Here is a 25,850-nt window from a genome sequence, read left to right on the forward strand (position 1 = left end):
AGGGAGCGTTGACAGCATGGTCCAGTCGGAAACACTTTGCAACACGGTGGCGCACCACGACGGCTCGCCGCTGTATGTCTCCGACCCCTCGCCCGGACTGGGCGATCAGGTCGAGGTGTTCGCCCGCACGGCCGGCACGCTGGGGACCCGGCGCGTCTTCGTCCGCAGCGCCCCCGACGGCGAGCCGGCGTTCACCGAGGCGATGATCGACCGCGTCACCCCGGAGGAGACCTGGTGGCGGGCCACGCTGCGGGTGGTCAACCCCGAGTGCGGCTACCGCTTCCTGCTGCACACCGGCTCGGGGCCGCTGTGGCTGAGCGCCGCCGGCCTCTCGCGCACCGAGGTCACCGACGCCGCCGACTTCACCCTCACCGCCCACCCGCCGCCGCCCGCATGGGCCGCCGGCGCGGTGATCTACCAGATCTTCCCCGACCGGTTCGCCCGTTCCGAGCGGCCGCGCGGCCCCCTTCCGTCGTGGGCGCGCCCCGCCGCATGGGACGAGCCCATCCCGTACGGCAGGCCGCACGCCCTCCAGCAGATTTACGGCGGCGACCTGTGGGGCGTGGCCGAGCGCCTCGACCACATCCAGACCCTGGGCGCGAACCTCGTCTACCTCACCCCGTTCTTCCCCGCCCGCTCCAACCACCGCTACGACGCCAGCACCTTCGACCACGTCGACCCGCTCCTGGGCGGGGACGAGGCGCTGAAGTCACTCACCGCCCGGGCCCACGCCCGCGGCATGCGGGTCATCGGCGACATCACGCTCAACCACTCCGGCGACGCCCACGACTGGTTCGTCAAGGCCAGGAACGACCCCGCCGGCCCGGAACGGGACTTCTACTACTTCGACGGCGACGACTACGCCACGTTCGCCGGGGTGAAGACCCTGCCCAAGTTCGACCACCGCTCGGCGGAGCTGCGCCGCCGCCTGGACGCCGTGATCGCCCGCTACCCCGCGGAGTTCGGCCTGGACGGCTGGCGCGTCGACGTCGCCCAGTCGGCCGGGCGCCACGGCGCGGTCGAACTGAACGCCCAGGTCGCGACCGCCACCAGGGCGGCGCTCGGCGACGACAGGCTGCTGCTGGCGGAGAACCAGTTCGACGCCTCGTCCGCGCTGCGCGGCGACGGCTGGCACGGGACCATGGCCTACGCGGGCTTCGCCCGCCCGGTGTGGTCGTGGCTGGCCAGGGAACGTTCCACCGAGTTCTGGGGCACACCGGGCCCCATCCCGGACTACGGCGGCCACGACCTGGCGGCCGTGATGCGCGCGTACGCCGCCCGCATCCCCTGGCGCTCCCACACGCACAACCTCACGCTGCTCGACTCGCACGACACCGCGCGCTTCCGCTCGATCGCCGGCCGCGACCACCAGCACCTGGGCGCCGCCCTGCTGTTCACGCTGCCCGGCCTGCCCATGGTCTTCGCCGGCGACGAGGTCGGAGTCGAGGGCGTGCACCTGGAGGACGGCCGCCGCCCCTTCCCCTGGGACCCTGCCGCGCAGGATCACGACACCCACCGCCTCTACCGCGAGCTGATCGCGCTGCGCCGCGGCCGGGAGGCGCTGCGCCGCGGCGGGCTGCGCTGGCTGCGCGCCGAGCGGGACGTGGTGCTGTTCGAGCGGGCGGCGCCGGGGGAGACGCTGCTGATCCAGGTCAGCAGGAACGCCCACGCCCCGATGCCCGCGCCCGCCGCGCTCGCCGGCCTGCTCGGCGCCCCCGACCTCGCACCGGGCGAGCCCATGCCCGCCGACGGTCCCGCCTTCCACGTCTGGGAGACCGCACGATGATCGAAACCCTGACCGGCGTACGCTCGCGGGCGCTGGGCAACTCCCGCGACGTCTTCGTCTACCTGCCGCCCGGCCACGACCCGGCGGCGGGGCCGTACCCCGTGGTGATCCTTCAGGACGGGCAGCACGTGTTCGCCGGAGCGGGCCTGAGCCCGAGCTGGCGGGTGGACGAGACGCTCGACGACCTGATCGGGCGCGGGCTGCTGCCGCCGCTGGTCGCCGTCGGCGTCTCCAACGCCGGTGACCAGCGCGGCAACGAGTACTCGCACGTGGCGCCCTACCCGCGCGACCCGGCCGGCGTGTGCAGGGGCGAGCTGTACGAGGAGTTCCTGATCGAGGAACTGCTGCCGGCGCTGCGCGAGCGCTACGCGGTCACCGCCGACCCGGCGGCCACCGCCGTCATGGGCTCGTCGATGGGCGGGCTGGTCAGCTACCACCTGGCCTTCCGGCGGCCGGAGGTGTTCGGCCTGGCCGCGGCGCTCTCGCCGTTCCTCGTCTTCGTGGACCCGCGCACGCTCGAAGAGACCCCCGTCTACCGGCGCTTCGAGGCCCGCGGCCCGCACCGGGTCTGGCTGGACATCGGTGGCATGGAGGGCCTGATCATGGTCAGGCCGGTCCGCGAGCTCGCGGAGCACCTGCTCGACCTCGGCTACGCGCCCGACGAGGAACTGCGCTACCTGCACGAGCCGTCCGCGCCCCACCACGAGGACGCCTGGGCCGCGCGCGCCGGCAGCGCGCTCCTGCATCTCTTCGGTACGGCGGGCCCGCCCGTCCTGCTCTCGGGCACCGGCGGCGAGACCGTCACCGGCCAGCACCTCGACGTCGCGCCCATCGCCGAACGCGCCGACGGCTGCGTGTACTCAGCCCTCGGCGCGCGGGTGACCTGGCAGCCGGCCGGCCCGCTCAAGAGCGTCGGCCACGCCCTGCTCGAAGGCGTCGAACCCGGCGCCGCGCAGGTCGTCGCCCGTACCGGCGAGCTGGAGGTGAGCGAACGGGTCACGGTCGTCGACGGCGCCCCCGGCGCGCTGCTCGACGTCACGGTCGTGGTCCCCCTCGGCACCCCTGACGACTCGCCCGTCTACTTCTCCGGCCTGGTCACCACCAAGGTCGCGCCCGGAGTCCACCACGGCGTCTGGCGGCTGCCGCGCGGCGTCGGCCTGAACGGCACCGTCGGGCGCGGCTGGCGCCGCGACGGCCTGGACGCCGACGGCTTCCCCATCCGAACCCCCCTGAGGCACGACGCGGACCGGCGCGTGTGGGTACGCGTCGCGAGCTGGAGCGATCCGGCTCAGAACGACCCGCACGCCGGATCCTGAGGAGCGACCATGCGCAAGCTCACCGCACTCGCGGCCACCACCCTGCTCGTGGCGGGCTGCGCCGCCGCCGAGAAGGCGGCCGCCCCGCCCCCCGCCCCGCTCACCGTCTGGGCCGACGACAGCCGGGCCGCGCCGCTGCGGGAGATCGCCGCGGCGTTCGAGAAGGACCGCGGCGTCCAGGTCAAGATCGTGCAGAAGGCCATGGGCAACCTGCGCGACGACTTCGTCTCGCAGGCGCCCTCCGGCCAGGGGCCCGACGTCATCGTCGGCCCGCACGACTGGCTGGGCAAGCTGGTGCAGAACGGCGTCGTCGCGCCGCTCGACCTGTCGGCCAAGGCGGCGCTGTTCTCCGGGGCGGCCATGCGGGCCATGACCTACGACGGGCAGACGTACGGCCTGCCGTACGCGATCGAGAGCGTGGCCGTGCTGCGCAACACCAAGCTCGTCCCCACCGCGCCCGCCACCTTCGACGAACTGGTGGCTCGCGGGAAAAGCCTGGTGAAGGCGGGTAAGAGCACGTACCCGGTCGGGCTGCCCGTCGACCCCAAGGCGGGCTCGCCCTTCCACCTGTACGCGCTGCAGACCTCCTTCGGCTCGCAGGTCTTCGGCCGGGACGGCAAGCTGGAGATCGACAACCCGGGCGGGCTGAAGTTCGCGGCCTACCTGAAGCGGCTGGCCGCGGACAAGGCCGTCTCGACCTCGCTGACCGGCGACATCGCGACCAACGCCTTCGTCAAGGGCGAGACGCCGTTCCTGGTCACCGGTCCGTGGGACGCGCCCGCGCTGGCCAAGGCGGGCGTTCCGTTCGCGGTGGACCCGGTGCCCCCCGCGGGCGGGGAGAAGGCGCGGCCGTTCGCCGGCGTGCAGGGCTTCTTCGTCAGCGCCAAGAGCGCCAACCCGATCCTGGCCAATGACTTCCTCGTCAACTACCTGGCCACGCCGCGGGCGCAGAAGGCGCTGCACGCGGCGGGCGGCCGCCCGCCGGCGATGAACTCGGTGCGCGAGGAACTGGCCGGTGACCCGGTCCTGGCCGGGTTCGCCGAGGCCGCCGCCGACGGCGTGCCGACGCCGAACGTGCCCCAGATGGACGCCGTCTGGGCCGACTGGGGACTGTCCCAGCTCGCGATCATCACCGGCCGGGGCGAGCCCGCCGAGCTGACCAGGAAGGCCGCGGAGCGCATCCGCGCGAAGATCGGGTCCTGATGCGCGCGCTTCGCTTTCTGCCGCTGGCCGTCGCCGACGCGCTGGCCGTCTACGGACTGGTGGCGCTCGGCGGGCAGCGCTCGTGGTGGATGTTCGCGCTGCTGCTGGCCGGGACGGTGGCCATCAACGCGGTCTACCTGAGCAGGCGGGCGGTCCCCGCCAAGTACCTGGCGCCGGGGATCGTGCTGCTGCTGATCTACCAGGTGTACGTGGTGCTCTACACCGGCTACGCCGCATTCACCAACTACGGCGACGGCCACAACGCCACCAAGTCCGACGCGGTCGCGGCGATCCTGGCCGCCAGCGAGGTCAAGACCGGCGAGAGCCGGCCGATCCGGGTGGCGGAGAAGGACGGCCAGCTGGGTTTCCAGAGCGGGCCGGGGTGGCGGGCGCTGCCGTACGCGGAGATCGTGGCCAGGCAGGCGGAGATCGTCAAGCTGCGGGTCCCGGCAGAGGGCGGCGTGCTGAAGACCGCGGACGGGGTGACGGCCGCGCTCTACCGGCCCACCCTGACCTACGCCGGCGGCGTCTTCACCGACCGGGCGGGAACGGTCTACCGCGACGACGGACGCGGCGCCTTCACCTCGGCCGGCGGGCGCTCGCTGAGTCCCGGCTGGAAGGTCTTCGTCGGCACCGAGAACTTCACCAGCGTGCTCACCAACGCCGAGATTCGCGGGCCGTTCCTGGGCGTGCTGGTCTGGACGTTCGTGTTCGCCGCGCTGTCGGTCGCGCTGAGCTTCGGCTTCGGGCTGGTGCTCGCGCTGATCCTGGACGGCTACCGCGTCTACCGCTCGCTGCTGGTCTTCCCGTACGCGTTCCCCGCGTTCATGGCGGCGCTCCTGTGGCAGGGGCTGCTCAACACCGACCACGGGTTCGTCAACGAGGTGCTGCTGGGCGGCGCCACCGTGCCGTGGCTGTCCGATCCCTGGCTGGCCAGGCTGAGCGTGCTGGCGGTCAACGTGTGGATCGGGTTCCCTTACATGTTCCTGATCTGCACCGGGGCGCTGCAGGCGGTGCCGCGCCAGCTCGCCGAGGCCGCCCAGGTCGACGGGGCGGGTCCGTGGCGGGTCCTGGCCTCGGTACGGCTGCCGCTCCTGCTGGCCTCGACGGCGCCCGCGCTGGTGGCCACGTTCGCGTTCAACTTCAACAACTTCAACGTCATCTACATGCTCACCGGTGGCGGCCCCCGCGACGCCGGGGCGCCGATCGACGTGGGCTCGACGGACCTGCTGATCTCACTGGTGTACAAGCTGGCCTTCGGCGGAACCTCGCGAAACTACGGCCTGGCCTGCGCGGTCTCGATCCTGATCTTCGCGGTGATCGCGGCGGTGTCGCTGGCCGGGTTCCGGCGGGCCAGGCGGCTGGAGGCGGCGGCATGAGGGTCTGGAGGCACCTGGCCGGCGTGCTGGCCTCGGTGGTCGCGTTGTTCCCGCTGGTGTTCGTGCTGGCCGCCTCGCTCAACCCGAGCGGGACGCTGACCGGCTCGAACGACCTGTTCGCCGAGGTGACCTGGCGGCACTACGCGACGCTGTTCACCGACGCGCTGCACCCGTTTCCCCGCTGGTTCGTGAACTCGCTGGTGATCGGGGTCTCGACGGCGGCCGGGTCGGTGTTCATGGGCGCCTGCGCCGCGTACGCCTTCTCGAGGTTCCGCTTCCGTGGCCGCGAGAGCGGCCTGGTCGGCCTGGTCTTCATCCAGATGTTCCCCCAGGTGCTGGCCTACGTCGCGATTTTCCTGCTTTTGTCGGCATTTAAGGAGGTGTTTCCCCCACTGGGGCTGGGCAGCACGCTGGGCCTGATCATGGTGTACCTGGGTGGCGCGCTCGGCGTGAACACCTATCTCATGAAGGGCTTCTTCGACTCCATTCCCCGCGAGCTCGACGAGTCCGCCCAGATGGACGGCGCCTCGCACGCGCAGGTCTTCTTCCTGATCCTGCTGCCGCTCGTGCGGCCCATCCTGGTCGTCGTCGCGCTGTTCTCCTTCGTGGCCACGATGAACGACTTCGTCATCGCGGGCCTCGTCCTGACCGACCCCGACCGGCAGACGCTCGCCGTCGGCCTGTACCAGCTCGTCTCCTACCAGCTCGGCCAGAGCTGGGGCGTCTTCGCCGCCGGTGCCCTCATCGGGGCGCTGCCGGTGCTGATCCTCTTCCAGTTCCTCCAGCGCTACATCGTCGGCGGCCTGACCAGCGGCGCCGTCAAGGCCTGAGCGAGCGGCACCCACGCGTCCAGCCCACGCCCGCCGCCCGCCCCGCGCGATGTGTCCCGGCTCGCCGGGGTACCCGGGTGATGCTCCGGGGGGAAGGCCGCCGGGCGGTGGAGCGGACCGGGACGGCGTCAGTAGGGAAGCTTGCGCCCAGAAGGGGTGCGCAGATCCTGGTCCTGGCGCGGCGGGCGCGGGCGCGGCCGGGGCAGCACGATCTTACGCATCGTGCTCTCCGGACACGGGCAGCTCGAACCACACGGCCTTTCCCTCGCCGGTGCGGACGAAGCCCCAGCAGCAGGCGAGCGCGTCCAGGAGGTAGAGCCCTCTGTGGCCCTCGGCGTGGACGGCCGGCTCGTGCCATGCGGGCGGCTGCGCGCTGGTGTCCTCGACCTCACAGCGCATCAGGCCGTCGATGAGCCAGACGGTGAGCGTGACCGGGCCGGGGGCGTACCGCAGGGCGTTGGTCACCAGCTCGCTGACCAGCAGCACGCCGGTGTCGGTGTCGTGGAAGCCCCAGCTGTTGAGGTAGCCGGCCGTGTGGCGACGCGCCTCGGCGGCCGAGCGGAAGTGGGGCGGCAGAGACCACGACGCGATCGTGGACTCCTCGGGCGACGTCAGCGTTTCCATGCCGCGTACCTGACGCTCGCGTTGCTCGGCCGGGCGGGTAGAGGGCAGTGCTGGCACATGGCACTTCCTAATGGTCTTGGTGCTTCCGCACCTGCGGCACGGGATACGTCACCGGACTTGGGGAGGCATCGGTGCTCATCTCGACAGACTAAAAACCGGACATACCTCCACCATGTGCACGATGCACACCGAAACCATTTTGATCAGTGCATTGTGTCGATATTCACCCTAACCTTGTCCTTTGTCCCCGGCGCACTAACGGGGTGGCGGCGATGACGGGGTACCGAGCCCGGCCGCCCGCGGCGCCCGGCTCGCCGACGGCGTGGACGAGGCGGTCGCCGCGGCCGACGTCACGATCGTGTGCCTGAACGACTACGCGTCCACGACCCGGATTCTCGGGCCGGTGGGGGACGGGTTGCGGGGCCGTACCGTGGTGAACCTGACGTCGGGGACGCCGTCGGAGGCGCGCGAGCTGGCGGCGTGGGCCGGTGAGCGCGGCTCGGTGTTCCTCTACAGCGGCCCGCGCGAGGTCTTCGACGAGCACCGGGCCACGCCGGCCCGCGTGGGCGACCCCCGCTACCTCGGCGAGCTGGAGATGAACCTCAACGCCCTGGAACACATCACCCGCACGAGCGTCGAGCAGGGCGTCCCCGCCGAGCGGCCGCGGCTGATGCTGGAGATCGCCGAGCGGGCCGTCGCGCGGGGCCGCGGCTCGCAGAACTACCTCGCGGTATACGAGGTCTTCAGGAAATGCGCGGCAGACGCTGGTTTTCCGGCCTCTAGCATGTCCGGGTGACCTCCTACGACGACGACGCGTTCGAGTACCTGGACTTCTCCGCCCTGCCGCAGCGCCAGCAGCGGATCCTGGCCACGATCCGGGATTGGGCGATCCGGTACGGCTACCCGCCGGGCGCCCGCGAGATCGGCCGGGCGGTCGGGCTCCGGTCGTCGTCGTCGGTGTCGAAGCACCTGAAAAGCCTGGAGGACAAGGGCTTCCTGCGCCGGAGCGACACGATGACCCGGCCCATCGACGTGCGGCCGTTCCTGCCGGGCGCGGCGCCGAAGCGGGACACGGGCCTGGTGAGCGTGCCCGTGGTCGGCGACATCGCCGCGGGCACGCCCATCCCGGCCGACGAGCACGTGGACGACATCCTGACCCTGCCCCGCGACCTCACCGGGCGGGGCACCGTGTTCGGCCTGCGCGTCCGGGGCGACTCGATGATCGACGCCGCGATCTGCGACGGCGACCTCGTCGTGGTGCGCCGGCAGGCCGAGGCCCACACCGGCCAGATCGTCGCCGCGATGATCGACGGCGAGGCCACCGTCAAGGTGTTCAGGCGGCGGGACGGGCACGTCCACCTCGAACCCCGCAACCCCGCCTACGACGTCATCGACGGCGACGACGCCGTGGTGCTGGGCATCGTGGTCAGCGTCCTGCGCAGCGTCTGAGTCATCCGCCGCCGAAGGCGGCGGCGCGGGCATGATCCTGGGCCAGGCCTTCCTGCCGTTCGCCCCATCCGGCCGTCTCGCGCAGGCGGGCGAACTCGAGGTCCAGGCTGGTGTCCGAGGTCGTGCGGGCGTCCGTGCTGATCGTCACGGCGAGGCCCGCCGCCAGCAGCCGCGTGGCCGGGTGCTCGGCGAGGCTGGGGACGGCGCCGGTCTGCACGTTGCTGGTCGGGCACATCTCCAGCGTGATGTGGTCGGCGCGGAGCCGTTCGAGCAGCGCCTTGTCCTCGGCGCACCGCACACCGTGCCCGATGCGGCGGGCGCCGAGCACCTCGATGGCCTCCCACACGCCGGCCGGGCCGGCGGCCTCCCCGGCGTGGACCGTGCACGGCAGGTCCGCCCGGTGGGCGAGGTCGAAGGCGGGCCGGTGCGGCGCCGCCGGGTACAGGCGCTCGTCGCCGGCCAGGTCCAGGCCGCTGACCACCTCACGCCGCCGGAGCGCCGTCTCGGCCACGGCCATGCTCTCCTCCGGGCTCTGGTGCCGCAAGCAGCACAGCAGCAGGCCGGTGCGCACGCCCGTCGTCGCGCGGCCTTCCGCGAGGCCCTCGGCCACGGCGGTGACCGCCTCGTCGAGTGTCATGCCCTGGCGGCCGTGCAACTGCGGCGCGAACCTGGCCTCGCCGTGGACGACGCCGTCGGCGCTCCAGTCCTCGACCAGCTCGCGGGCCGCCCGGCGCAGGGCGTCCGGGGTCTGCAGGACCTGGAGTGGCAGGTCGAAGTAGGTGAGGTAGCGGCTCAGGCTGCCGCGGCCGGCGGGCGCGACGACCAGGTCCCGCACGGGGCGGTCCAGGGTGAGGCCCTGCCCGCGGGCCAGGTCGGCGATCGTGGCTGGGCGCAGCGAGCCGTCCAGGTGACAGTGCAGCTCGTGGCGGGTGTTCACGGGCGGACCTCCCGGGCGCAGGCGTCGAAGAGCATGTGCTTGAAGCCCTGCTCGTCGACGCGGCGTACCAGCGTGACGTTGGGCGGGGGAGCGGTGCGGCGGCGGTCGATGATGAGCTGGCCGCGGGTCTCGTCGCCGAGGGCGACGTCCGCGTGTACGGTCTCCCGTTCCAGGACCAGTTCGGGGCGCAGGGCGACGGCCATGGCGACGGGGTCGGGCAGGTCGTAGCCGGCCAGCCCGGTGACGTCGCGGGCCCAGTCGGCCACGGTCCGGTTGATGCGATGGGCGAACCCGGCCAGCGGGGTGCCGAGCCCCTCCAGGCGGCGCTGGTCGCCGGGGGTCATGACGGCGTCCCGGCGGGAGACGTCCCAGCCGATCCAGGTCACGGTCTCGGGCCTGGCCGCCTGAAGAACCACGCGGGCGGCCTCGGGGTCGGCCCAGACGTTGAACTCCGCTGTGGGGGAGATGTTGCCGCGCAGGTCGGCCGCGCCGGCCATGCAGTACACGTGGCGAAAGCGCGACAGCAGCAGACGGTCGCGCAGCAGCGCGGCGGCGAGGTTGGTGAGCGGGCCCAGCGTGACGAGCGTCAGCTCGCCGGGACGGCGGCGGGGCGACGACAGCAGGACGTCCACCGCGTGATCCGGCTCGGGGCCGCGCAGGGGGTCCGGCAGTTCGTGGCCGCCCATGCCGTCGTGGCCGTGCACGTGCTGGGCGGTGGACATGGGGCGGACGAGCGGACGCTCGCACCCGGCGTGGACGGGCACGTCGGCGCGCCCGGCCAGTTGCAGGGTGACCAGTGCGTTGCGCGTGCCCGTGGCGAGCGGCACGTTGCCGGCCACCGTGGTGACGGCGCGGACCTCGCCGGGCGCGGCGAGCGCGAGCAGCAGCGCCACCGCGTCGTCGGAACCCGTGTCGGTATCGATGATCATTCGCACCTCGGGGTCTAATCGTTTAGATTGGCGAATCTAAACGATTAGCTGCGAGACTGTAAACCGCCATGAACAAGCCGATCACCCTGGCCGACGTAGCCCGCCGCGCCGGCACCTCCACCGCCGTGGTCAGTTACGTGATCAACGACGGTCCCCGCCCCGTGGCCGCCGCCACCCGCGAGCGGGTACTGGCCGCGGCGGCCGAGCTCGGCTACCGCCCCAACCGCATCGCCCGCGCGCTGCGCTCACGCACCACCGGCGTGGTCGGCCTGGTCCTGGCCGACGCGCTCAACCCCTACTTCGGCGCCCTGGCGGAACACGTCGAACAGGAGCTCACCGGGCACGACCGGCTCATGCTCATCGGCAACGCCGGCTACTCCGCCGAACGCCAGCGCCACCTCGTCGAACGCTTCCTGGCCGCCCAGGTCGATGCCCTGGTGATCGTCTCGGCCGACGCCACCGACGACGTCGCGCGGCACGCGGCGCAGGCCGGGGTGCCCGCCGTCTACCTGCACAACGGCCCGGCGGCGGGCAGCGCGCCCCTGGTCGCCGCCGACAACGAGCACGCGGTGCGCGAGGCGGTCGCCCACCTGCGCGCGCACGGGCACCACGACCCCGCCTTCCTCGCCGGCCCCCACGACACCGGCCCGGTAGGACTTCGCCGCCTTACCTGGCAGGAAAGCGCCGCCCCCGCCGTCAACCCCGGTCCCGCCCCCGGTCCCGCCCCCTCCGCCGCCCCCGATGCCACCCCCGGTCCCGCCCCCGATGCCGCCCCCGGCGCCGTTCTGCTGCGCTCCGCCTATTCCCGGGCTGACGCCGACGCCCTCACCCGCCGCCTGATCGCCGGCGGCGTCATGCCACGGGCGCTGATCACGGCGACCGACGAGCAGGCCGTCGGCGTGCTGTCCGGCGCCTGCGCCGCGGGGCTGGCCGTACCGGACGACCTGGCGGTGATCAGCCTGGACGGTACCCCCGGCAGCGCCCACACCGCCCCCGCCCTGACCGTCACCCGGCAACCCGTCGCCGACATGGCCAGGCAGGCGGTCGCCCTCCTGTTCGGCCGCGCGGCCCCGGCGCCCGCCCCGCGAGCGACCCTCATCGCACGCCGCAGCTGCGGCTGCGACTCGCGATGAACCGGCCGGGACGCGGGGCACCTGGCTGACGCGTAACCAGTGTGTTACGCTTCTTGCGTGGATGAGGTGGCAGGCGCGATCGCCGACCCGGTGCGCAGGGAGATTCTCGTCATGTTGCGCGAAGGACGGATGTCGGCCGGCCAGATCGCCGGGCGTTTCCAGATCAGCAGACCCGCCGTGAGCCGCCACCTGCGCGTGCTCAGGGAAGGCGGGCTGGTCCACGACGAGCTCGTCGGCAGGCAACGCCTCTACGAGCTCGACCCCGGGCGGCTCCACGAGCTCGCCCAGTGGCTCGATCAGTTCTTCGCCGGGCGGCCCGCCTGGGAGCGACGCCTGGACGCACTGGAGACCGAGGTTTACCGAACCCGCCGCGAACACCGCACGAGCGGCGCGGCAGAAGACGTCAAGGAGGACACCGCATGACACCCCGCCCCACCGCGCGACTCCTGCGCAAGGACGCCGAGAACGATCTCGTGCTCACCCGGACCTTCCGCGCGCCCATCGAGGACGTGTGGGCCAGCGTCACCGAGTCCGAGCGCACCGCCCGCTGGTTCGGACCGTGGGAAGGCGACCCGGGGCCCGGCCGGACGATCAAGGTCCAGATGGCGTACGAGGACCAGTCCCCGTGGATGGACCTGCGCATCGAGGACTGCCGGCCGCCGGAGCGCCTGTCGGTCTCGGCCACCGACGAGCACGGCGAGTGGCGGCTCGAGCTGCTGCTGTCGGAGAGCGACGGCACCACACGGCTGGAGTTCGTGCAGCACTTCGACAGCCTCGACGGCATCGGCGACGTCGGTCCCGGCTGGGAGTACTACCTCGACATGCTCGTGGCCGCCCGCGACGGATCGCCCAAGCCGGATTTCGACGACTACTACCCCGCGATGAAGCCGTACTTCGAGGCGCTGCGCGACTGAGCGACGGCCCCGCCCGCGCCGGAGGGCGGGCGGGGCGGGTGGCTCAGAAGTCGTCAGGAGTACGAACCCGCTCGCGGATCCACACCCCCGCCTCCTTCAACCGGCTCGTTCCGGTGAACGGGCCGTTCGGGCAGGTGCCGCCGGTGAAGACGGCGCCGGACAGGCCGTCGTCGGAGTAGTTCCAATTGACCCAGCTGATCTTTTTCTGGGCCATCAGGTCGATGTACTGCTGCGACATCCCGAAGTTGTTGCCACCGCCGCCGGAGGCGGTCTGCGTGCCGAACTCGGTGACGAACATCGGGATCCGGTCGGCCGCGCGGGACAGCGTGTTGAGGTAGTTGCTCCCGTGCGAGGCGGCGTAGAAGTGGAAGGTGTACATGATGTTGGTCGCGTTGACCGGGTTGCCGGTCACCTCGGTCTCACTGGCGCCGTCCGAGACGCCGAGCGAGGACCAGGCGCGGGTGCCGACGAGGATGGGCGTGTCGGAGTCGATGGCGCGGATCACCGGGATCAGCTGCTCTGCGTAGCTCTTGACCGTCGACCAGGAGACGCCGTTGGGCTCGTTGGCGATCTCGTAGAAGAGGTTCTTCTTGTTGTTGTGCCGCTGGGCGATCTCGGTGAAGAACGTCTTGGCCCTGGACAGGTTGTACATCGGGTCGCCGGGCGTGAGCATGTGCCAGTCGACGATGGCGTACATGCCGCGGGCCGTGGCCTGCTCGATGAGGTTGTGCACCCGGTCGGTGAACAGGCGCGGGTTGGTCTCGTAGCCGTCCTCCTGGATGTACATCGAGATCCGCAGGACGTCGGCCTTCCAGTCGGTGGCCAGGGCATCGAGCGAGGCGGTGTTGAGGCACTGGGAGTACCACTGCAGGCCGTGCGAGCTCATGCCGCGCAGCTGGATCTGCTTGCCGTTCTCGTTGCAGAGCCTGACCCCGCAGACGCGCAACTGGCCGTTGGCCTCGACCGGGGTGCCGCCGCCGGTGGGCGGCTGGGTGGTGGCCGTGACCGCGTTGCTCGCCGGGGAGGTGTTGCCGGCGGCGTCGCGGGCTCTGACGGTGTAGGTGTAGCTCGTGCTCGCGGTCAGGCCGGTGTCGGTGTAGGTGGTCCCGGTGGCGGTGTTGACCAGGGTGCTGCCCCGGTAGAGGTCGTAGCCGGTGACGCCGATGTTGTCGGTGGCGGCGTTCCAGGCCAGCGACACCGAGGTCGCGGTGGTGGCGGTGGAGCGGAGGTTGCCGGGGGTGCTCGGCGGGGTGGTGTCCCCGCCGCCACCCGAGGTGCCGTAGACCTGCAGCTCGTACAGGGAGTAGCCGTAGGCGGTGCCGCGCTGGGTGCCGTGGACGCGGACGAAGCGCCCGCTGCCGGTCACGGCGACGTCGTCGGTGCCGCCGTCGCCGGTGGTGGTGCTGTGGACGTCGGTCCAGCTGGTGCCGTTCGCGGAGGTCTGGATCTTGTACGCCTTGCCGTAGGCGGCTTCCCAGGTCAGCTTGACGCGGGAGATGGTGGCGCTGGTGCCGAGGTCGGCCTGGATCCACTGCGGGTCCGCACCCTCCTCGGAGGCCCAGCGGGTGCCGGTGGTGTCACCGTCCACGGCCTTGGCCGCCTCGAACCCGGCGCCTTCGATGGAGGAGGCGGTGGCGGGTCTGCCCTGGGAGAGCAGGGTCTCGGTGCCGCCCTGCTGGGTGGTGGCGGTGACCGGGGCGCTGGCGGGGGAGGTGTTGCCGGCGGCGTCGCGGGCTCTGACGGTGTAGGTGTAGGCGGTTGCCGGGGTCAGGCCGGTGTCGGTGTGGGTGGTGGCGGTGGTGGTGGTGACCAGGGTGGTGCCCCGGTAGAGGTCGTAGCCGGTGACGCCGGTGTTGTCGGTGGCGGCGTTCCAGGCCAGCGACACCGAGTTCGCGGTGGTGGCGGTGGCGCGCAGGCCGGACGGGGTGCTCGGTGGCGTGGTGTCGCCGCCGGAGGAGGTCTGCACCGCGAACTCCCACAGGGAGTAGCCGTAGGTGGTGCCGCGCTGCGTGCCGTACATGCGGACATAGCGCCCGCTGCTCGACAGGGTCAGTTGGTCCGTGCCGCCGTCACCGGTGGTGGTGGAGTAGACGTCGGTCCAGGACGTCCCGTCGGGCGAGGTCTGGATTTTGTAGGACTTGGCGTAGGCCGCCTCCCAGGTGAGCGTGGCCCCGCTGATCGTGCTGGTGGCGCCCAGGTCGAGGCGGATCCACTGCGGGTCCACGCCCTCCTCCGAGGCCCAGCGCGTGGCGCCGTCGCCGTCGGTGGCCTGGGACGCCTCGAAGCCGGAGCCTTCCGTCGACGACGCCGTCGCCGTCACGGCCACCGCCTGGGAGACCGGTGTGCTCAGGAGGGTGAGGGGGAGGGCCAGCACCGCGGCTAAGGCCGCGAGCGTTCGTGGTCTCATCTTGGCGTTCGTCCTTCTCTTCGGGGGGTTACGGCGTGACGGGGATGTTGGTCAGGCCGGTGCGGGCGTTGCTCACGGTGTTGGAGGCGTGGACGACGTTCGGGTTGCTCGCGCACTTGGAGGTGGAGGAGACGTAGATCGCGTACCTGCCGGTTTCGCCCAGGTCGGAGCGGTTGCCGCGCCACACGTTCCCGCAGCCGTTGGCGAACGACGGTGACGTGGACGGGTTGTGGGTCTCGTAGCCGTTCGCGAACGTGCCGGGCGAGGAGAACGTGCCGGTGTTGTTCTCGATCACGTAGCCGACGCCCTTCACGTCGACCCAGGAGTCGCCGGAGTTCTCGCCGGAGATGCCGGTGCCGTTGAAGGAGTTGCCGCGGATCACGCCGCCGGTGGTGCCTTCCTTGACGTCGACGTGCTCGGCGGCGATGCCGGGCCCGAAGTCGTTGCCGAGCACCTTGACCCGGTCGGAACGGTCGACGCCGCCCGAGTTGCCGTGGCAGCTCCAGTTGGAACCGGCCGAGCCGATGTAGACGCCCTCGCCGTAGCCGGGCTGGACCAGACCGGCGTGGGTGATCGTGGAGTTCTGGATCACGCCGTCGGCGGAGGAGCGCCGGAAGTGCACGCCTTCCTCGTCGGTGTGGTGCACGTGGACGCCGTCGATGGTCACGTGGTGGGAGTCGTCGAGGACGATGCCCTTCTTGGAGTCCTTGACGGTGAAGCCGGTCAGCTTCCAGTACGGGGCGCCGGACAACCACAGCCCGTACCCGGAGTCCCATCCGCCACCGGGGGCGGGGCACGACGGGGCGGTCCCCGACGGGCCGTCGTTGACCAGGACGGCGCCGGCCGGGCCGGTCAGCGTGATCGGGGCGGACGCGGTCCCGGCCCTCTGGGTGAGGAACGCCCCCCGGTACTCGCCCGCGGCCAGGCGGATCGTCTGGCCGGGCTGGGCACCGGCCAGGGCGCTGATGAGCTGGGCCGCGGTGGAGACGTCCACGATCGAGCCGCCGCCGCCCTGCTGGGTGGTGGCGGTGATCGGGGCGCTGGCGGGGGAGGTGTTGCCGGCGGCGTCGCGGGCTCTGACGGTGTAGGTGTAGGCGGTTGCCGGGGTCAGGCCGGTGTCGGTGTGGGTGGTGGCGGTGGTGGTGTTGACCAGGGTGGTGCCCCGGTAGAGGTCGTAGCCGGTGACGCCGGTGTTGTCGGTGGCGGCGTTCCAGGCCAGCGACACCGAGCTCGCGGTGGTGGCGGTGGAGCGGAGGTTGCCGGGGGTGCTCGGCGGGGTGGTGTCCCCGCCGCCGCCGGAGAAGGAGCCGTAGACCTCGAACTCCCAGAGGGAGTAGCCGTAGGGGGTGCCGCGCTGCGTGCCGTACATGCGGATGTGGCGCCCGCTGCCCGACAAGGTCACGTCATCGGTGCCGCCGTCGCCGGTGGTGGTGGAGTGGACGTCGGTCCAGGCCGTGCCGTTGGGCGAGGTCTGGATTTTGTAGGACTTGCCGTAGGCGGCTTCCCAGCTCAGCTTGACGCGGGAGATGTCCGCCGTGGCCCCGAGGTCGATGGTGATCCACTCGGGGTCGTTGCCTTCGGCGCTGGCCCAGCGGGTGCTCGTGCCGCCGTCCACGGCCTTGGCCGCCTCGAACCCGGCGCCTTCGATGGAGGAGGCGGTGGCGGGTCTGCCCTGGGAGAGCAGGGTCTCGGTGCCGCCGCCTGGCTGGGTGGTGGCGGTGACCGGGGCGCTGGCGGGGGAGGTGTTGCCGGCGGCGTCGCGGGCTCTGACGGTGTAGGTGTAGGCGGTTGCCGGGGTCAGGCCGGTGTCGGTGTGGGTGGTGGCGGTGGTGGTGTTGACCAGGGTGGTGCCCCGGTAGAGGTCGTAGCCGGTGACGCCGATGTTGTCGGTGGCGGCGTTCCAGGCCAGCGACACCGAACCCGCGGTGGTGGCGGTGGCGCGCAGGCCGGACGGGGTGCTCGGCGGGATGGTGTCCTCGCCACCGCCCTGGCCCTTCAGGAAAAGCGAGCCCGAGGCGTCGGTCCGCGAGGCGTTGACGCCCGAACCCGTGAAGTCGGCGCTCTCGTTGCCCGCCCAGTCGGCGATCGTGGTCCCGTTGACCGCCAGATGCTGGAACTTCGTCGCGTCACCGGCCGAGCTGCCGAACTGGTAGAGCCGCTGCCGGTCCGGATAGTAGCTCTGGTACGGCCCGCCCTCCGTCGTCTGCTTGCTCATCTCGTTGTTGTAGATCACGTTCTGCGGCCCACTGGATCCCGACCACTTGGCCGCCTTCGGCCCCGCCGCCCACCAGATCGGCCACCAGGTCGAGTTGTCAGGCCCGCCGCCGCCCTCGTCGCCGCAGTTGGCGCGGCAGTTCTTCGAGGCGTGCTCGAACGGCACGCGCACCTTGTTGCTCTCGAACAGGTTGCGCCGCTCCCAGCCGCCGTGCACGTTCAGGTCGGAGTCGAAGTCGTTGCCGATCGCCACGTTGTTCGAGGCCGACCACTGGAAGGTGAAGTGCCGCAGGCCGCGCGAGGTGTTGTAGGCGTACAGCGAGTCCCAGACGCGCGAGCCGCGGAAGTAGCCGTTGCCGCCCTTGCCCTTGTTCCACGAGCCGTCGAAGTTCGACTCCTGGACCTGGATGTTCTTGGCGCTCTCGGTGACGACCGCGTGTGAGCCGGTCATCTCGGTGCCGACCCGGCGGATCCAGACGTTGGCCGCCCACTTGAGCACGATGCCGTGCTGGGCGTACTCGGGGGCCATGTTCCCGTAGTTGAAGCGGGCGTCGGCCCGGTCGAGGTTGTACGTGCCGCCGCCCAGCTTGGGCATGCCCGTCATGTCCTGGGTGAGGGTCAGGTCCTCGATGCCGACGCCCTGCACGACCTTCAGCGGGGTGACCCGGCTCGGGTAGACGGTCCCGCCGATCGCGGGGGAACCGTCGGAGGTGGAGTTCACCGGCAGGTCGTACTCCAGCGGCTTGTCGATCGTGAGGTTCCTGCCCGCGGCGTCCACGGCGGTGATCGTGAAGATCTGCTGGCGCATGTGCAGGTTCATGTACTTGGAGGTGTCGGTGACCGTCTGCTGCTGGTAGAACTTCACGCTGTTGGCGGCGCCGACCCACAGGTGCGCGCCGGCCTTGAAGCGGGCCATGTCGGCGTTGCCCGCCAGCCTGATCTGGGTCTCTCCGGTGACCGAGGCGGCGCGCAGCGGCACGCCGGCCGCCCAGTGCTGGTTGACGCTGCCCTCGAAGATGTCCTTGCGGTTGGCGGGGGCGGAGGAGTGGTCGCCGGCGTACTTGCTGTGGACCTCGCGGGTCTGCACCCGCAGCAGGCCGCGGCCCGGCCAGGTCCAGCCGCCCTTGCCGGCGCCGTGGGTGGCGCCGTCCTCGTCCCAGTCGCTGCCGTCCTCGGTCAGCGTGTCGTAGCGTGTGCTGGCGTCCGGGCGGAAGGACAGGACCGTCTGTCCCATGCCCGCGCCCTTGAGCACCAGGTAGTCGGCGTCCAGGCCGAGCTGCCTGGTGACCACGAACCGGCCGGCGGGCAGGGTGATCGACGACAGCTTCGTGTATCCGGCGCTCGGCGTGCACGTGGACCTGATGGCGTCGATGGCCGCCTGCAGGCCCGTGGTGGCGTCGCTCCCGTCCGGGCGTACGCCGTACTGGCCGGCCAGCTCCTGCGGGGTGATGTGGCAGGCCGCGTCGGGGTTCATGGCGCCGGAGCCCGGCAGGGCCGCGCCGCCGCGGAAGCCCGCCTTGCTCCAGTCGGGCAGTCCGGCGATGGGCGCCCGACGGTTCGCGCTGGTCAGATCGGGGATGGCGGCCACACCGGCGGCCTGCGCGGGCAGCGCGGGCAACGGTAGCGCGGCGAGGGCGAAGAGGGCGGCTGCCGTGGCGAGACGGCGTCGTAAGGGGATCACGCCTGACATCAGTGGCTCCTGACAGAATCTCGGGGGGTGAGAAGTCCGGTCGCGCAACCGATAGTTAAGAAATATTCCTAACTATTGCGGAGCGTAGGAGCCCACGGCGGCAGATGCAAGCCCCAACTTTACTGAAAGTCAGCGCACGCAGCTCTCCGCATTCACATATCTGAACAGCGGATTTCCCTGTGAGGGGGTTGTCGGGAGTCAAGGTGGCCCCGAGCTGGGAGTTAGGAAAATTTATTAACTAAAGAAATTTGAGCGGTCACTCGGATACGCTCTGAAGCCGTGAACCCCTCACAACCCGGGACTCCAAGCTTGATGCGGGCCATCAACGAGCGCATCGCGCTCAGGGTCCTGCTGGAGCGCGGCCCGCTGACGCGTCCCGAACTCGGCGAGTTCACCGGTCTGTCCAAGCCGACCGCCTTCCAGCTCCTGGCCCGCCTTCAGGCCGCGGGCCTGGTGGTCAGCGACGGGATGCGCTCCGGCCTGGCCGGGCGTAACGCGGAGACGTACCGGATCAACCCGGCGGCCGCCCACGTGGCTGCCATGGGCGTCACCCCCGGCGCCATCGAGGTGCGGGTGGCCGACATCACCGGCGCCGTCGTGGGCGAGTTCGTGCTGCCCACCCCGGACCCGGACGGCGGCCCGCCGGTCGAGCGGCTGCGCGCGGCGCTGGACGGCGCGGCCCCGCCGGGACCGCTGAGCAGGGTGGTCATCGGCGTGCGGGCCGCGGTCGACCCGGCCACCGGCCGCCTCGGACACCTCGCGGAAGCGGACATGCCCGGCTGGCACCTGCCCGGCCTCGTGCCCACGCTCAGCGCGGCGCTCGGCGCCGAGGTCAGCGTGGAGAACGACGTCAACCTCGTCGCGCTGGCCGAACAGGCGAGGGGCGCCGCCGCCGGCTGCCCCGACTTCGTCCTGCTGTGGGCCGACGACGGCCTGGGCGCGGCGCTGGTGATCGGCGGCCGCCTGCACCGGGGCTTCTTCGGCGCCGCCGGAGAGATCTGCCACATGCCGATCTCGGGTACGGTGACCGCCCGCGACGGCGGGCGGCACGGCAGCCACGGATTCCAGTCGGTGGGCGGCGGCGGCGCGATCCGCGACCTGCTCGCCACCTACGGGATCGACCGCCCGGACTTCCGGCAGTCCGTGCGCGCGGCCGTGGCCATGGTGGAGGAGTCCGGCCGTGCGGCGGTGGCCATGGCGGGGGAGTCCGGCCGTGCGGCGGTGGCCATGGCGGGGGAGCCCGGCCGTGCGGCCCAGGAAGCGGCGGCGGGCCTGCGGCTCGTGGCCGGGCGGCTGGCGGTCGGTCTCGCCGCCATCGCCTCGGTGGTCGACCCGGGGCTGATCGTGCTGGCCGGGGGCGTCATGGAGGCCGGTGGCGAACGGCTGCGCGACCTCGTGGAGCGCGAGCTCCACGTCCTGCTTCCCACGCGGCCCGCGGTGCGCGGATCGGAGCTGGCCGGCAACCCCGTGCTCGCCGGCGCCATGGACCTCGCCCTGGCGACCGTCCGCGACGACCTCTTCGGCCGCTGACCGAGCAGGCTTGGCCGGACCCACGAATCGGCCCGCCGCCGATGGTCGGAGCAGACGAACACCGCTGGTCACGCCGATCCTAAGCTCCTGCGGTGTGAACGCGGGAGGTACACCGATGACGAAACTGGATGAGATCGGCACGTGGCTGCGCGACCGGCTGCCGGATCTGCTCGCGGAGAGCCAGGTACCGGGAGCCGTGGTGGCGATCGGCCACGGCGAGCGGACCGTCGACGTCGCCGCCGGAGTGCTGAACACGGCCACCGGCGTCGAGGTCACGGCCGACTCCATCTTCCAGATCGGCTCGATCACCAAGGTGCTGACCGCGACGCTGGCCATGCAACTGGCCGATGAGGGCGAACTGGACATCGACGCCCCCGTGCGCCGGTACCTGCCCGGGTTCCGGATCGCCGACGAACGGGCCGCCGCGCGCATCACCGTCCGGCAGCTGCTGTCCCACGTCGCCGGGTTCGAGGGCGACATCTTCACCGACACCGGCAAGGGCGACGACTGCGTCGAGAAGTACGTGGACGTCCTGCGCGAGGTGCCCCAGCTGTTCGAACCCGGCGAGATGTTCTCCTACAACAACGCCGGCTTCTGCGTGCTGGGCCGGATCATCGAGGTCGTGCGCGGCGTCCCGTTCGACGCCTGCATGCGCGCCCACCTGTTCACGCCCCTGGGCCTGACCCACGCGGCGAACGATCCGTACGAGGCGATCCTTCACCGCGCCGCCGTGGGCCACATCGAAGCGGCGCCGGGCGCCACCCCCGAGCCGACACCCGTCTGGGCGCTGGCACGCTCCAACGCGCCCGCCGGATCGATGCTGGCGATGCGCGCCCGCGATCTGCTGACCTTCGTCCGCATGCACCTCAACGGCGGCGCGGGACCGGACGGCGCCCGGGTGCTGAGCCCGGAGAGCGTGGCGGCGATGCGGGTGCCGCAGATCACGCAGCCCGACATCGACCAGGGCGCCGCCTGGGGCCTGGGCTGGGAGCTGTTCGACCTGTCCGGCGACACGGTCTTCGGTCATGACGGCAACACCGTCGGCCAGTCGGCGTTCCTGCGTGTGGTGCCGGGGAAGGACGTGGCACTGGCGCTCGTCACCAACGGCGGCTCGCCGAAACGGGTGTTCCGCCAGATCGAGCGGCGCGTGCTGCGCGAGCTCGGCGGCATCGAGCCGCCCGCGACGCCGATGCCCGACCCCGCGCTCGCGCCCGCGCCGGACGCCGCCCGCTACACCGGCACCTACGCCTCCAGCACCAGCGAGACCACGGTGAGCCAGGACGAGCAGGGCCGCCTGTGGCTGGAGCGCCTGCCCATCGGCGTCACCGCCGAACTGGACGAACTGCCGTACCGCACGGAGCTGGTGACCTGGCGCGGCGACACGCTCATCCCGGTCGAACCCGAGCACGGTGTACGCGCCCCGCTGGCCTTCCTGGGCGACGACGGCCAGGGCCACGCGGCGTACCTGCACACCGGCCGGGCCGACCGCCGCGTGACGCGCTGACCCTCACCGACGATCAGTTCGTCGGAGCGGACCACTTCGGCCATGAACATTCGATGACCGCGACAAACACCGCGAGGGGCTTCGCGTCCCACTATCGCAGGGTGGATTTGGAGAGCACTGCCGTGAGCACGGCCGATGGTTCCCGGAAGACGCGCGGCCCCGCCGGCGGCGATCGTGTGCTGACGATCGGCGACCTGTCGGTGGAGATCCGGCGCGGCGAGCGGGTCGTACGCCCCGTCTCGGGCGTCAGTCTGGTGCTGAACCGCGGCGAGACCCTGGGCATCGTCGGCGAGACCGGGTCCGGCAAGTCGATGACCGGCCTCGCGGTCATGGGCATGCTGCCGGCCGGCGGCCGGGTGAGCGGAGGGTCGATCGACCTGGGCGGCGAGGAGCTCGTCGGCCTGTCCGCCGCGCGCTACCGGGCCATCCGCGGCAACGACGTCGCGATGGTGTTCCAGGACTCGATGACGGCGCTGAACCCGACCCGGCGCATCGGCGAGCAGGTCGCGGAACCGGTGCGCCTGCACCAGGGCCTGTCGAAGCGCGCGGCGCGCGGCCGGGCCGAGGAGATGCTCGCCCTGGTCGGGCTGCCGCGCCCGGCGGAACGGCTGGACGACCATCCCCACCAGCTCTCCGGCGGCATGCGGCAACGCGTGATGATCGCGATGGCGCTGGTCTGCCAGCCCCGGGTCGTCATCGCCGACGAGCCGACCACCGCGCTCGACGTCACGATCCAGGCGGAGATCCTCGACCTCCTGGACGACCTCAAGTCCCGGCTGGGCATGTCGATGATCCTCATCACGCATGACATGGGGGTGATCGCCCGGCATGCCGACCGTGTCGGGGTGATGTACGGCGGGCGCGTCGCCGAGACCGGCCCGACCTCCACGCTCTTCACCAGGACGCGCCACCGCTACACGCACGCGCTGCTGTCCTCGATCCCGTCGCTCACCCACGACCGCGGCGAGGAGCTCCACAGCATCCCGGGAGCCCCGCCGGACCTGACCACGGTCCAGCCGGGCTGCCCGTTCGCGCCCCGGTGCGAAGCCGCGACGGACGTGTGCCGGGAGGAGACCCCGGCCCTGACCCCGGAGGCGGATGGCCACGCCCACGCGTGCCGGCACCCGGCCGAGGAACGGGCGGTCAGGGCCCGCGCCCGGTTCGAGGCTCCCGCCCCGGTCGGATCCGCCGCGGTCGGATCGGCCCCCCGGCTGCGGGTCGTCGATCTCCGGCGCGAGTACCCGGCGGGCGGCGGGGGACCGTTCGGCGGGCGCCGTACCGTGAAGGCGGTGTCCGGCGTGAGCTTCGACGTGGCGGCCGGTGAGACGTTCGGGCTGGTCGGCGAGTCGGGCTGCGGCAAGTCCTCGCTGGGCAGGATGCTCGTGGCCCTGGACCGGCCCACCTCCGGCGAGGTGATCTTCGACGGAGAGCCGGTCACCCGGATGAGCGCCCGGGCGCTCGGGCCGCGCCGTACCCAGTTGCAGATGATGTTCCAGGACTCCAACGCCTCCCTCGACCCGCGCATGCGCATCGGCACGATCCTGCGCGAACCGCTGGCGATCCAGGGCGCCGGCAACGGCGCCCAGCGCACCGCGCGCGTGCGTGAGCTGCTGCATGACGTGGGACTGCCGGCGAACGTCATGGAGCGCTACCCCTACGAGCTGTCCGGCGGCCAGCGCCAGCGCGTCGGCCTGGCCCGCGCGCTGGCCCTGGACCCGAAGGTGCTGGTGGCCGACGAGCCGGTCAGCGCGCTCGACGTCTCCATCCGCTCCCAGGTGCTCAACCTGATGCGCCGCGTCCAGATCGAGCGCGGGCTCAGCAGCGTGGTGATCTCCCACGACCTCGCGGTCGTGCGCTACCTGGCCGACCGGGTCGGCGTCATGTACCTCGGCAAGCTGGTCGAGACCGGCACCACGGAAGAGGTGTACGGCGCCGCCGCCCACCCCTACACCGCCGGGCTGCTCGCGGCGGTCCCCGAGGCGGACCCGCGCACGCGGGGCCGGGAGAACGGCGCGCGGGTGCACGGCGAGCTCCCGAGCCCCGTCGACCCGCCCAGCGGCTGCCGCTTCCGCACCCGGTGCGCGCTGGCGACCGAGCTGTGCGCCGCGACGGAACCCCCGCTGCGGCCGGTCGCCGGTACCCACCGGGTGGCCTGCCACCACCCCCTGCGCGGAGAGGACTCGCCCGCATGACCTGGTACGTGGTCCGACGCCTGGCGATCTCCCTGCTCGTCCTGCTCGGAATCTCCGCCGTCACCTTCTTCCTGCTGCACCTGGTGTCCGACAGCCCGGGGCGCGTGGTCCTCGGCCAGCGCGCCTCGCTGGAGGCGGTGGCGGACTTCAACCACCGGCATGGGTTCGACCGGCCCGTGGTGGTGCAGTACGTCAGCTACCTCGGCCAGCTCCTGCACGGCGACCTGGGCCGGTCCTACAAGCTGAACGAGAACGTGGCGACGCTGCTCGGGCAGAACGCCGGGCGCAGCGCGATGCTCTCGCTGACCGGGCTGGTGCTGGCCCTGCTGATCGCGGTCCCGCTCGGCGTCCTGCAGGCGGTCAAGCGCAACAGCGTCGCCGACCGGGTCGCCACGACCGTGTCGTACGTGCTGTACGCGACGCCGTCGTTCCTGCTCGGGCTGGTCCTGATCGCCGTCTTCAGCCAGGCGCTGCCGATCTTCCCCGCCGAGGCGTCGCAGTCGCACTCGCCCTGGGTCGTCTTCACCGATCCGCGGGCCATGGCGCTGCCCGTCATCACGCTCGCCGTCACCAGCGTCGCGGTCTTCGCCCAGTACCAGCGCTCCTCCGCCCTCGACCAGCTCGGCCAGGACTACATCAGGGTCGCGCGGGCCAAAGGGCTGCCGGAGCGGCTGATCCTCGTGCGCCACCTGCTGCGCAACGCCTGCCTGCCGCTGGTCATGCTGGTCGGCACGCTCGTCCCCACCCTCCTGGCGGGCAACCTGATCGTGGAGTCGCTGTTCAACTATCCCGGCCTGGGCCTGCTGTTCCTCAACAGCCTGCAGCGCGAGGACTATCCGGTGCTGCTGGCCTACACCCTCATCGGCGGCGTGCTGACCGTAGCCGGCAACTTCATCGCCGACGTCGTGGTCGCGGCCGCCGACCGCCGAATCGAGCTGAGAAAATGACCACACTGGACGTGAGCGCCCCGCCGCGGCGGATCCCGGCCCTGCGCAGGCTGCGCCGGCACCCGCTCGGCCTCACCGGCGGGCTGCTCCTGGTGCTCATCGCCGCGTTCTGCTTCCTGGGCCCGCTGGTCTACCAGACGAACCAGACCGACGTGGACCTGATCAACGCGGCCCTGCCCCCGGGCCCCGGACACCCCCTCGGCACCGACACCAACGGGTTCGACGTGCTCGGCAGGCTGATGGCGGGCGGACAGGTGTCGCTGCAGATCGGGCTGCTCGCCGCGCTCTTCGCGACCACCATCGGCACCGTCTACGGCGCCGTGGCCGGGCTCGCCGGGGGAGTGGTCGACGGGTTCATGATGCGGCTGGTCGACGTCATGCTGTCGATCCCCTTCCTGTTCTTCGTGCTGATCCTCTCGGCCCGCTTCCACGCCAACGCCCTGTCGCTGAGCCTCGTCATCGGCGCGTTCTCCTGGCTCGTGTCCGCCCGTCTCGTGCGCGGCGAGGTGCTGACACTGCGGGTACGCGAGTTCGTGCTGGCCGCGCGGGTGATGGGGGCCTCGCGCCGGCGGATCATCTTCACCCATCTGATCCCGAACGCGCTCGGCGTGATCATCGTCAACATCACCTTCCAGGTCGCCGACGCCGTGCTCGTCGTCGCCGCCCTGGGATTCCTGGGCTTCGGCCTGACCTATCCCACCGCGGACTGGGGCAGCCAGCTGGCCAGCGGCGTCACCTACATCTCCGCCGACTACTGGTGGCTGATCTACCCGGTCGGCGGCTGCATCATCCTCACGGTGCTGGCGCTCAACCTGCTCGCCGACACGCTCCGCGACGCCGTCGGGCGGCGGGCCGGCTGAGCCCGC

At 71.8% G+C, this 25,850-nt stretch carries 20 protein-coding genes; 15 read left to right on the plus strand and 5 right to left on the minus strand.

The features are described 5' to 3' along the window. Positions 1–16 precede the first annotated feature (16 nt). The 5 genes from ACIBKY_RS24235 to ACIBKY_RS24255 are packed head-to-tail and all read left to right on the plus strand — an operon-like array spanning position 17 to position 6,514. Positions 17–1,786, plus strand: coding sequence for a glycoside hydrolase family 13 protein (locus tag ACIBKY_RS24235; protein WP_397099598.1), 1,770 nt, complete (start codon positions 17–19; stop codon positions 1,784–1,786). Then, on the plus strand, positions 1,783–3,102 hold the full coding sequence (locus ACIBKY_RS24240) for an alpha/beta hydrolase (protein WP_397099600.1): 1,320 nt from the start codon (positions 1,783–1,785) through the stop codon (positions 3,100–3,102). Before ACIBKY_RS24235 ends, ACIBKY_RS24240 begins: the two co-directional genes overlap by 4 nt. A 9-nt stretch (positions 3,103–3,111) precedes the next feature. Next, a complete protein-coding gene (locus ACIBKY_RS24245) occupies positions 3,112–4,305 on the plus strand; it encodes an extracellular solute-binding protein (RefSeq protein WP_397099602.1) in 1,194 nt (397 codons plus the stop codon). After that, positions 4,305–5,684 carry an ABC transporter permease subunit gene (locus tag ACIBKY_RS24250; protein WP_397099604.1) on the plus strand — a complete coding sequence of 460 codons (1,380 nt, stop codon included), beginning with the start codon at positions 4,305–4,307 and terminating at the stop codon, positions 5,682–5,684. Before ACIBKY_RS24245 ends, ACIBKY_RS24250 begins: the two co-directional genes overlap by 1 nt. Next, positions 5,681–6,514, plus strand: coding sequence for a sugar ABC transporter permease (locus tag ACIBKY_RS24255; RefSeq protein ID WP_397099606.1), 834 nt, complete (start codon positions 5,681–5,683; stop codon positions 6,512–6,514). The genes ACIBKY_RS24250 and ACIBKY_RS24255 overlap by 4 nt, the downstream gene beginning before the upstream one ends. Before the next feature lie 213 nt (positions 6,515–6,727). Here the strand turns inward: ACIBKY_RS24255 and ACIBKY_RS24260 are convergent, their stop codons facing one another. Continuing rightward, entirely contained in the window at positions 6,728–7,138 is a 411-nt protein-coding gene (locus ACIBKY_RS24260) for an ATP-binding protein (protein WP_397099608.1), read from the minus strand. Between the two features lie 322 nt (positions 7,139–7,460). Here ACIBKY_RS24260 and ACIBKY_RS24265 point away from each other — a divergent pair, with 322 nt between their 5' ends. Both ACIBKY_RS24265 and lexA read left to right on the plus strand, forming a co-directional pair. Then, positions 7,461–7,934, plus strand: a complete 474-nt coding sequence (locus tag ACIBKY_RS24265; RefSeq protein WP_397099610.1) for a hypothetical protein — start codon at positions 7,461–7,463, stop codon at positions 7,932–7,934. Positions 7,935–7,978: 44 nt separating this feature from the next. After that, positions 7,979–8,587 carry a transcriptional repressor LexA gene (gene lexA / locus ACIBKY_RS24270; protein WP_397100497.1) on the plus strand — a complete coding sequence of 203 codons (609 nt, stop codon included), beginning with the start codon at positions 7,979–7,981 and terminating at the stop codon, positions 8,585–8,587. 1 nt (position 8,588) lies between these two features. Here the strand turns inward: lexA and add are convergent, their stop codons facing one another. Both add and ACIBKY_RS24280 read right to left on the minus strand, forming a co-directional pair. Then, positions 8,589–9,524, minus strand: a complete 936-nt coding sequence (gene add / locus ACIBKY_RS24275; RefSeq protein WP_397099612.1) for an adenosine deaminase — start codon at positions 9,522–9,524, stop codon at positions 8,589–8,591. Continuing rightward, entirely contained in the window at positions 9,521–10,453 is a 933-nt protein-coding gene (locus ACIBKY_RS24280) for a nucleoside hydrolase (RefSeq protein ID WP_397099614.1), read from the minus strand. Before ACIBKY_RS24280 ends, add begins: the two co-directional genes overlap by 4 nt. 68 nt (positions 10,454–10,521) lie before the next feature. Here ACIBKY_RS24280 and ACIBKY_RS24285 point away from each other — a divergent pair, with 68 nt between their 5' ends. From ACIBKY_RS24285 to ACIBKY_RS24295, 3 genes are read left to right on the plus strand one after another with little or no spacing between them, the layout of a single operon-like run. Then, positions 10,522–11,586 (plus strand): LacI family DNA-binding transcriptional regulator, encoded by a 1,065-nt coding sequence (locus ACIBKY_RS24285; RefSeq protein ID WP_397099616.1) that lies wholly within the window; start codon positions 10,522–10,524, stop codon positions 11,584–11,586. 57 nt (positions 11,587–11,643) lie between these two features. Then, a complete protein-coding gene (locus ACIBKY_RS24290; RefSeq protein WP_397099618.1) occupies positions 11,644–12,009 on the plus strand; it encodes a metalloregulator ArsR/SmtB family transcription factor in 366 nt (121 codons plus the stop codon). Continuing rightward, positions 12,006–12,500, plus strand: coding sequence for an SRPBCC family protein (locus ACIBKY_RS24295; protein WP_397099619.1), 495 nt, complete (start codon positions 12,006–12,008; stop codon positions 12,498–12,500). Before ACIBKY_RS24290 ends, ACIBKY_RS24295 begins: the two co-directional genes overlap by 4 nt. 43 nt (positions 12,501–12,543) lie before the next feature. Here the strand turns inward: ACIBKY_RS24295 and ACIBKY_RS24300 are convergent, their stop codons facing one another. Both ACIBKY_RS24300 and ACIBKY_RS24305 read right to left on the minus strand, forming a co-directional pair. Next, positions 12,544–14,907 carry a cellulase family glycosylhydrolase gene (locus tag ACIBKY_RS24300; RefSeq protein WP_397099621.1) on the minus strand — a complete coding sequence of 788 codons (2,364 nt, stop codon included), beginning with the start codon at positions 14,905–14,907 and terminating at the stop codon, positions 12,544–12,546. A gap of 28 nt (positions 14,908–14,935) precedes the next feature. Continuing rightward, the gene (locus ACIBKY_RS24305; protein WP_397099623.1) at positions 14,936–18,811 is read right to left on the minus strand and encodes a discoidin domain-containing protein; all 3,876 of its coding nucleotides are present in this window, start codon (positions 18,809–18,811) and stop codon (positions 14,936–14,938) included. Between the two features lie 312 nt (positions 18,812–19,123). On the opposite strand from ACIBKY_RS24305, the gene ACIBKY_RS24310 reads away from it, so the two are divergent. The 5 genes from ACIBKY_RS24310 to ACIBKY_RS24330 all read left to right on the plus strand — a co-directional run bounded on the left by ACIBKY_RS24310 (position 19,124) and on the right by ACIBKY_RS24330 (position 25,844). Then, positions 19,124–20,341: an ROK family transcriptional regulator gene (locus ACIBKY_RS24310; RefSeq protein ID WP_397099625.1), complete on the plus strand. Its 1,218-nt coding sequence runs from the start codon at positions 19,124–19,126 to the stop codon at positions 20,339–20,341. 115 nt (positions 20,342–20,456) lie between these two features. Further along, positions 20,457–21,845 (plus strand): serine hydrolase domain-containing protein, encoded by a 1,389-nt coding sequence (locus ACIBKY_RS24315; protein WP_397099627.1) that lies wholly within the window; start codon positions 20,457–20,459, stop codon positions 21,843–21,845. 122 nt (positions 21,846–21,967) lie between these two features. Beyond that, positions 21,968–24,037 (plus strand): dipeptide ABC transporter ATP-binding protein, encoded by a 2,070-nt coding sequence (locus ACIBKY_RS24320; protein WP_397099629.1) that lies wholly within the window; start codon positions 21,968–21,970, stop codon positions 24,035–24,037. Next, on the plus strand, positions 24,034–24,984 hold the full coding sequence (locus ACIBKY_RS24325) for an ABC transporter permease (RefSeq protein WP_397099631.1): 951 nt from the start codon (positions 24,034–24,036) through the stop codon (positions 24,982–24,984). Before ACIBKY_RS24320 ends, ACIBKY_RS24325 begins: the two co-directional genes overlap by 4 nt. Beyond that, positions 24,981–25,844, plus strand: a complete 864-nt coding sequence (locus tag ACIBKY_RS24330; RefSeq protein ID WP_397099633.1) for an ABC transporter permease — start codon at positions 24,981–24,983, stop codon at positions 25,842–25,844. The genes ACIBKY_RS24325 and ACIBKY_RS24330 overlap by 4 nt, the downstream gene beginning before the upstream one ends. The last annotated feature ends 6 nt before the right edge of the window (positions 25,845–25,850 follow it).

The organism is Nonomuraea sp. NPDC050394 (assembly GCF_044459065.1).
Lineage (GTDB): Bacteria > Actinomycetota > Actinomycetes > Streptosporangiales > Streptosporangiaceae > Nonomuraea.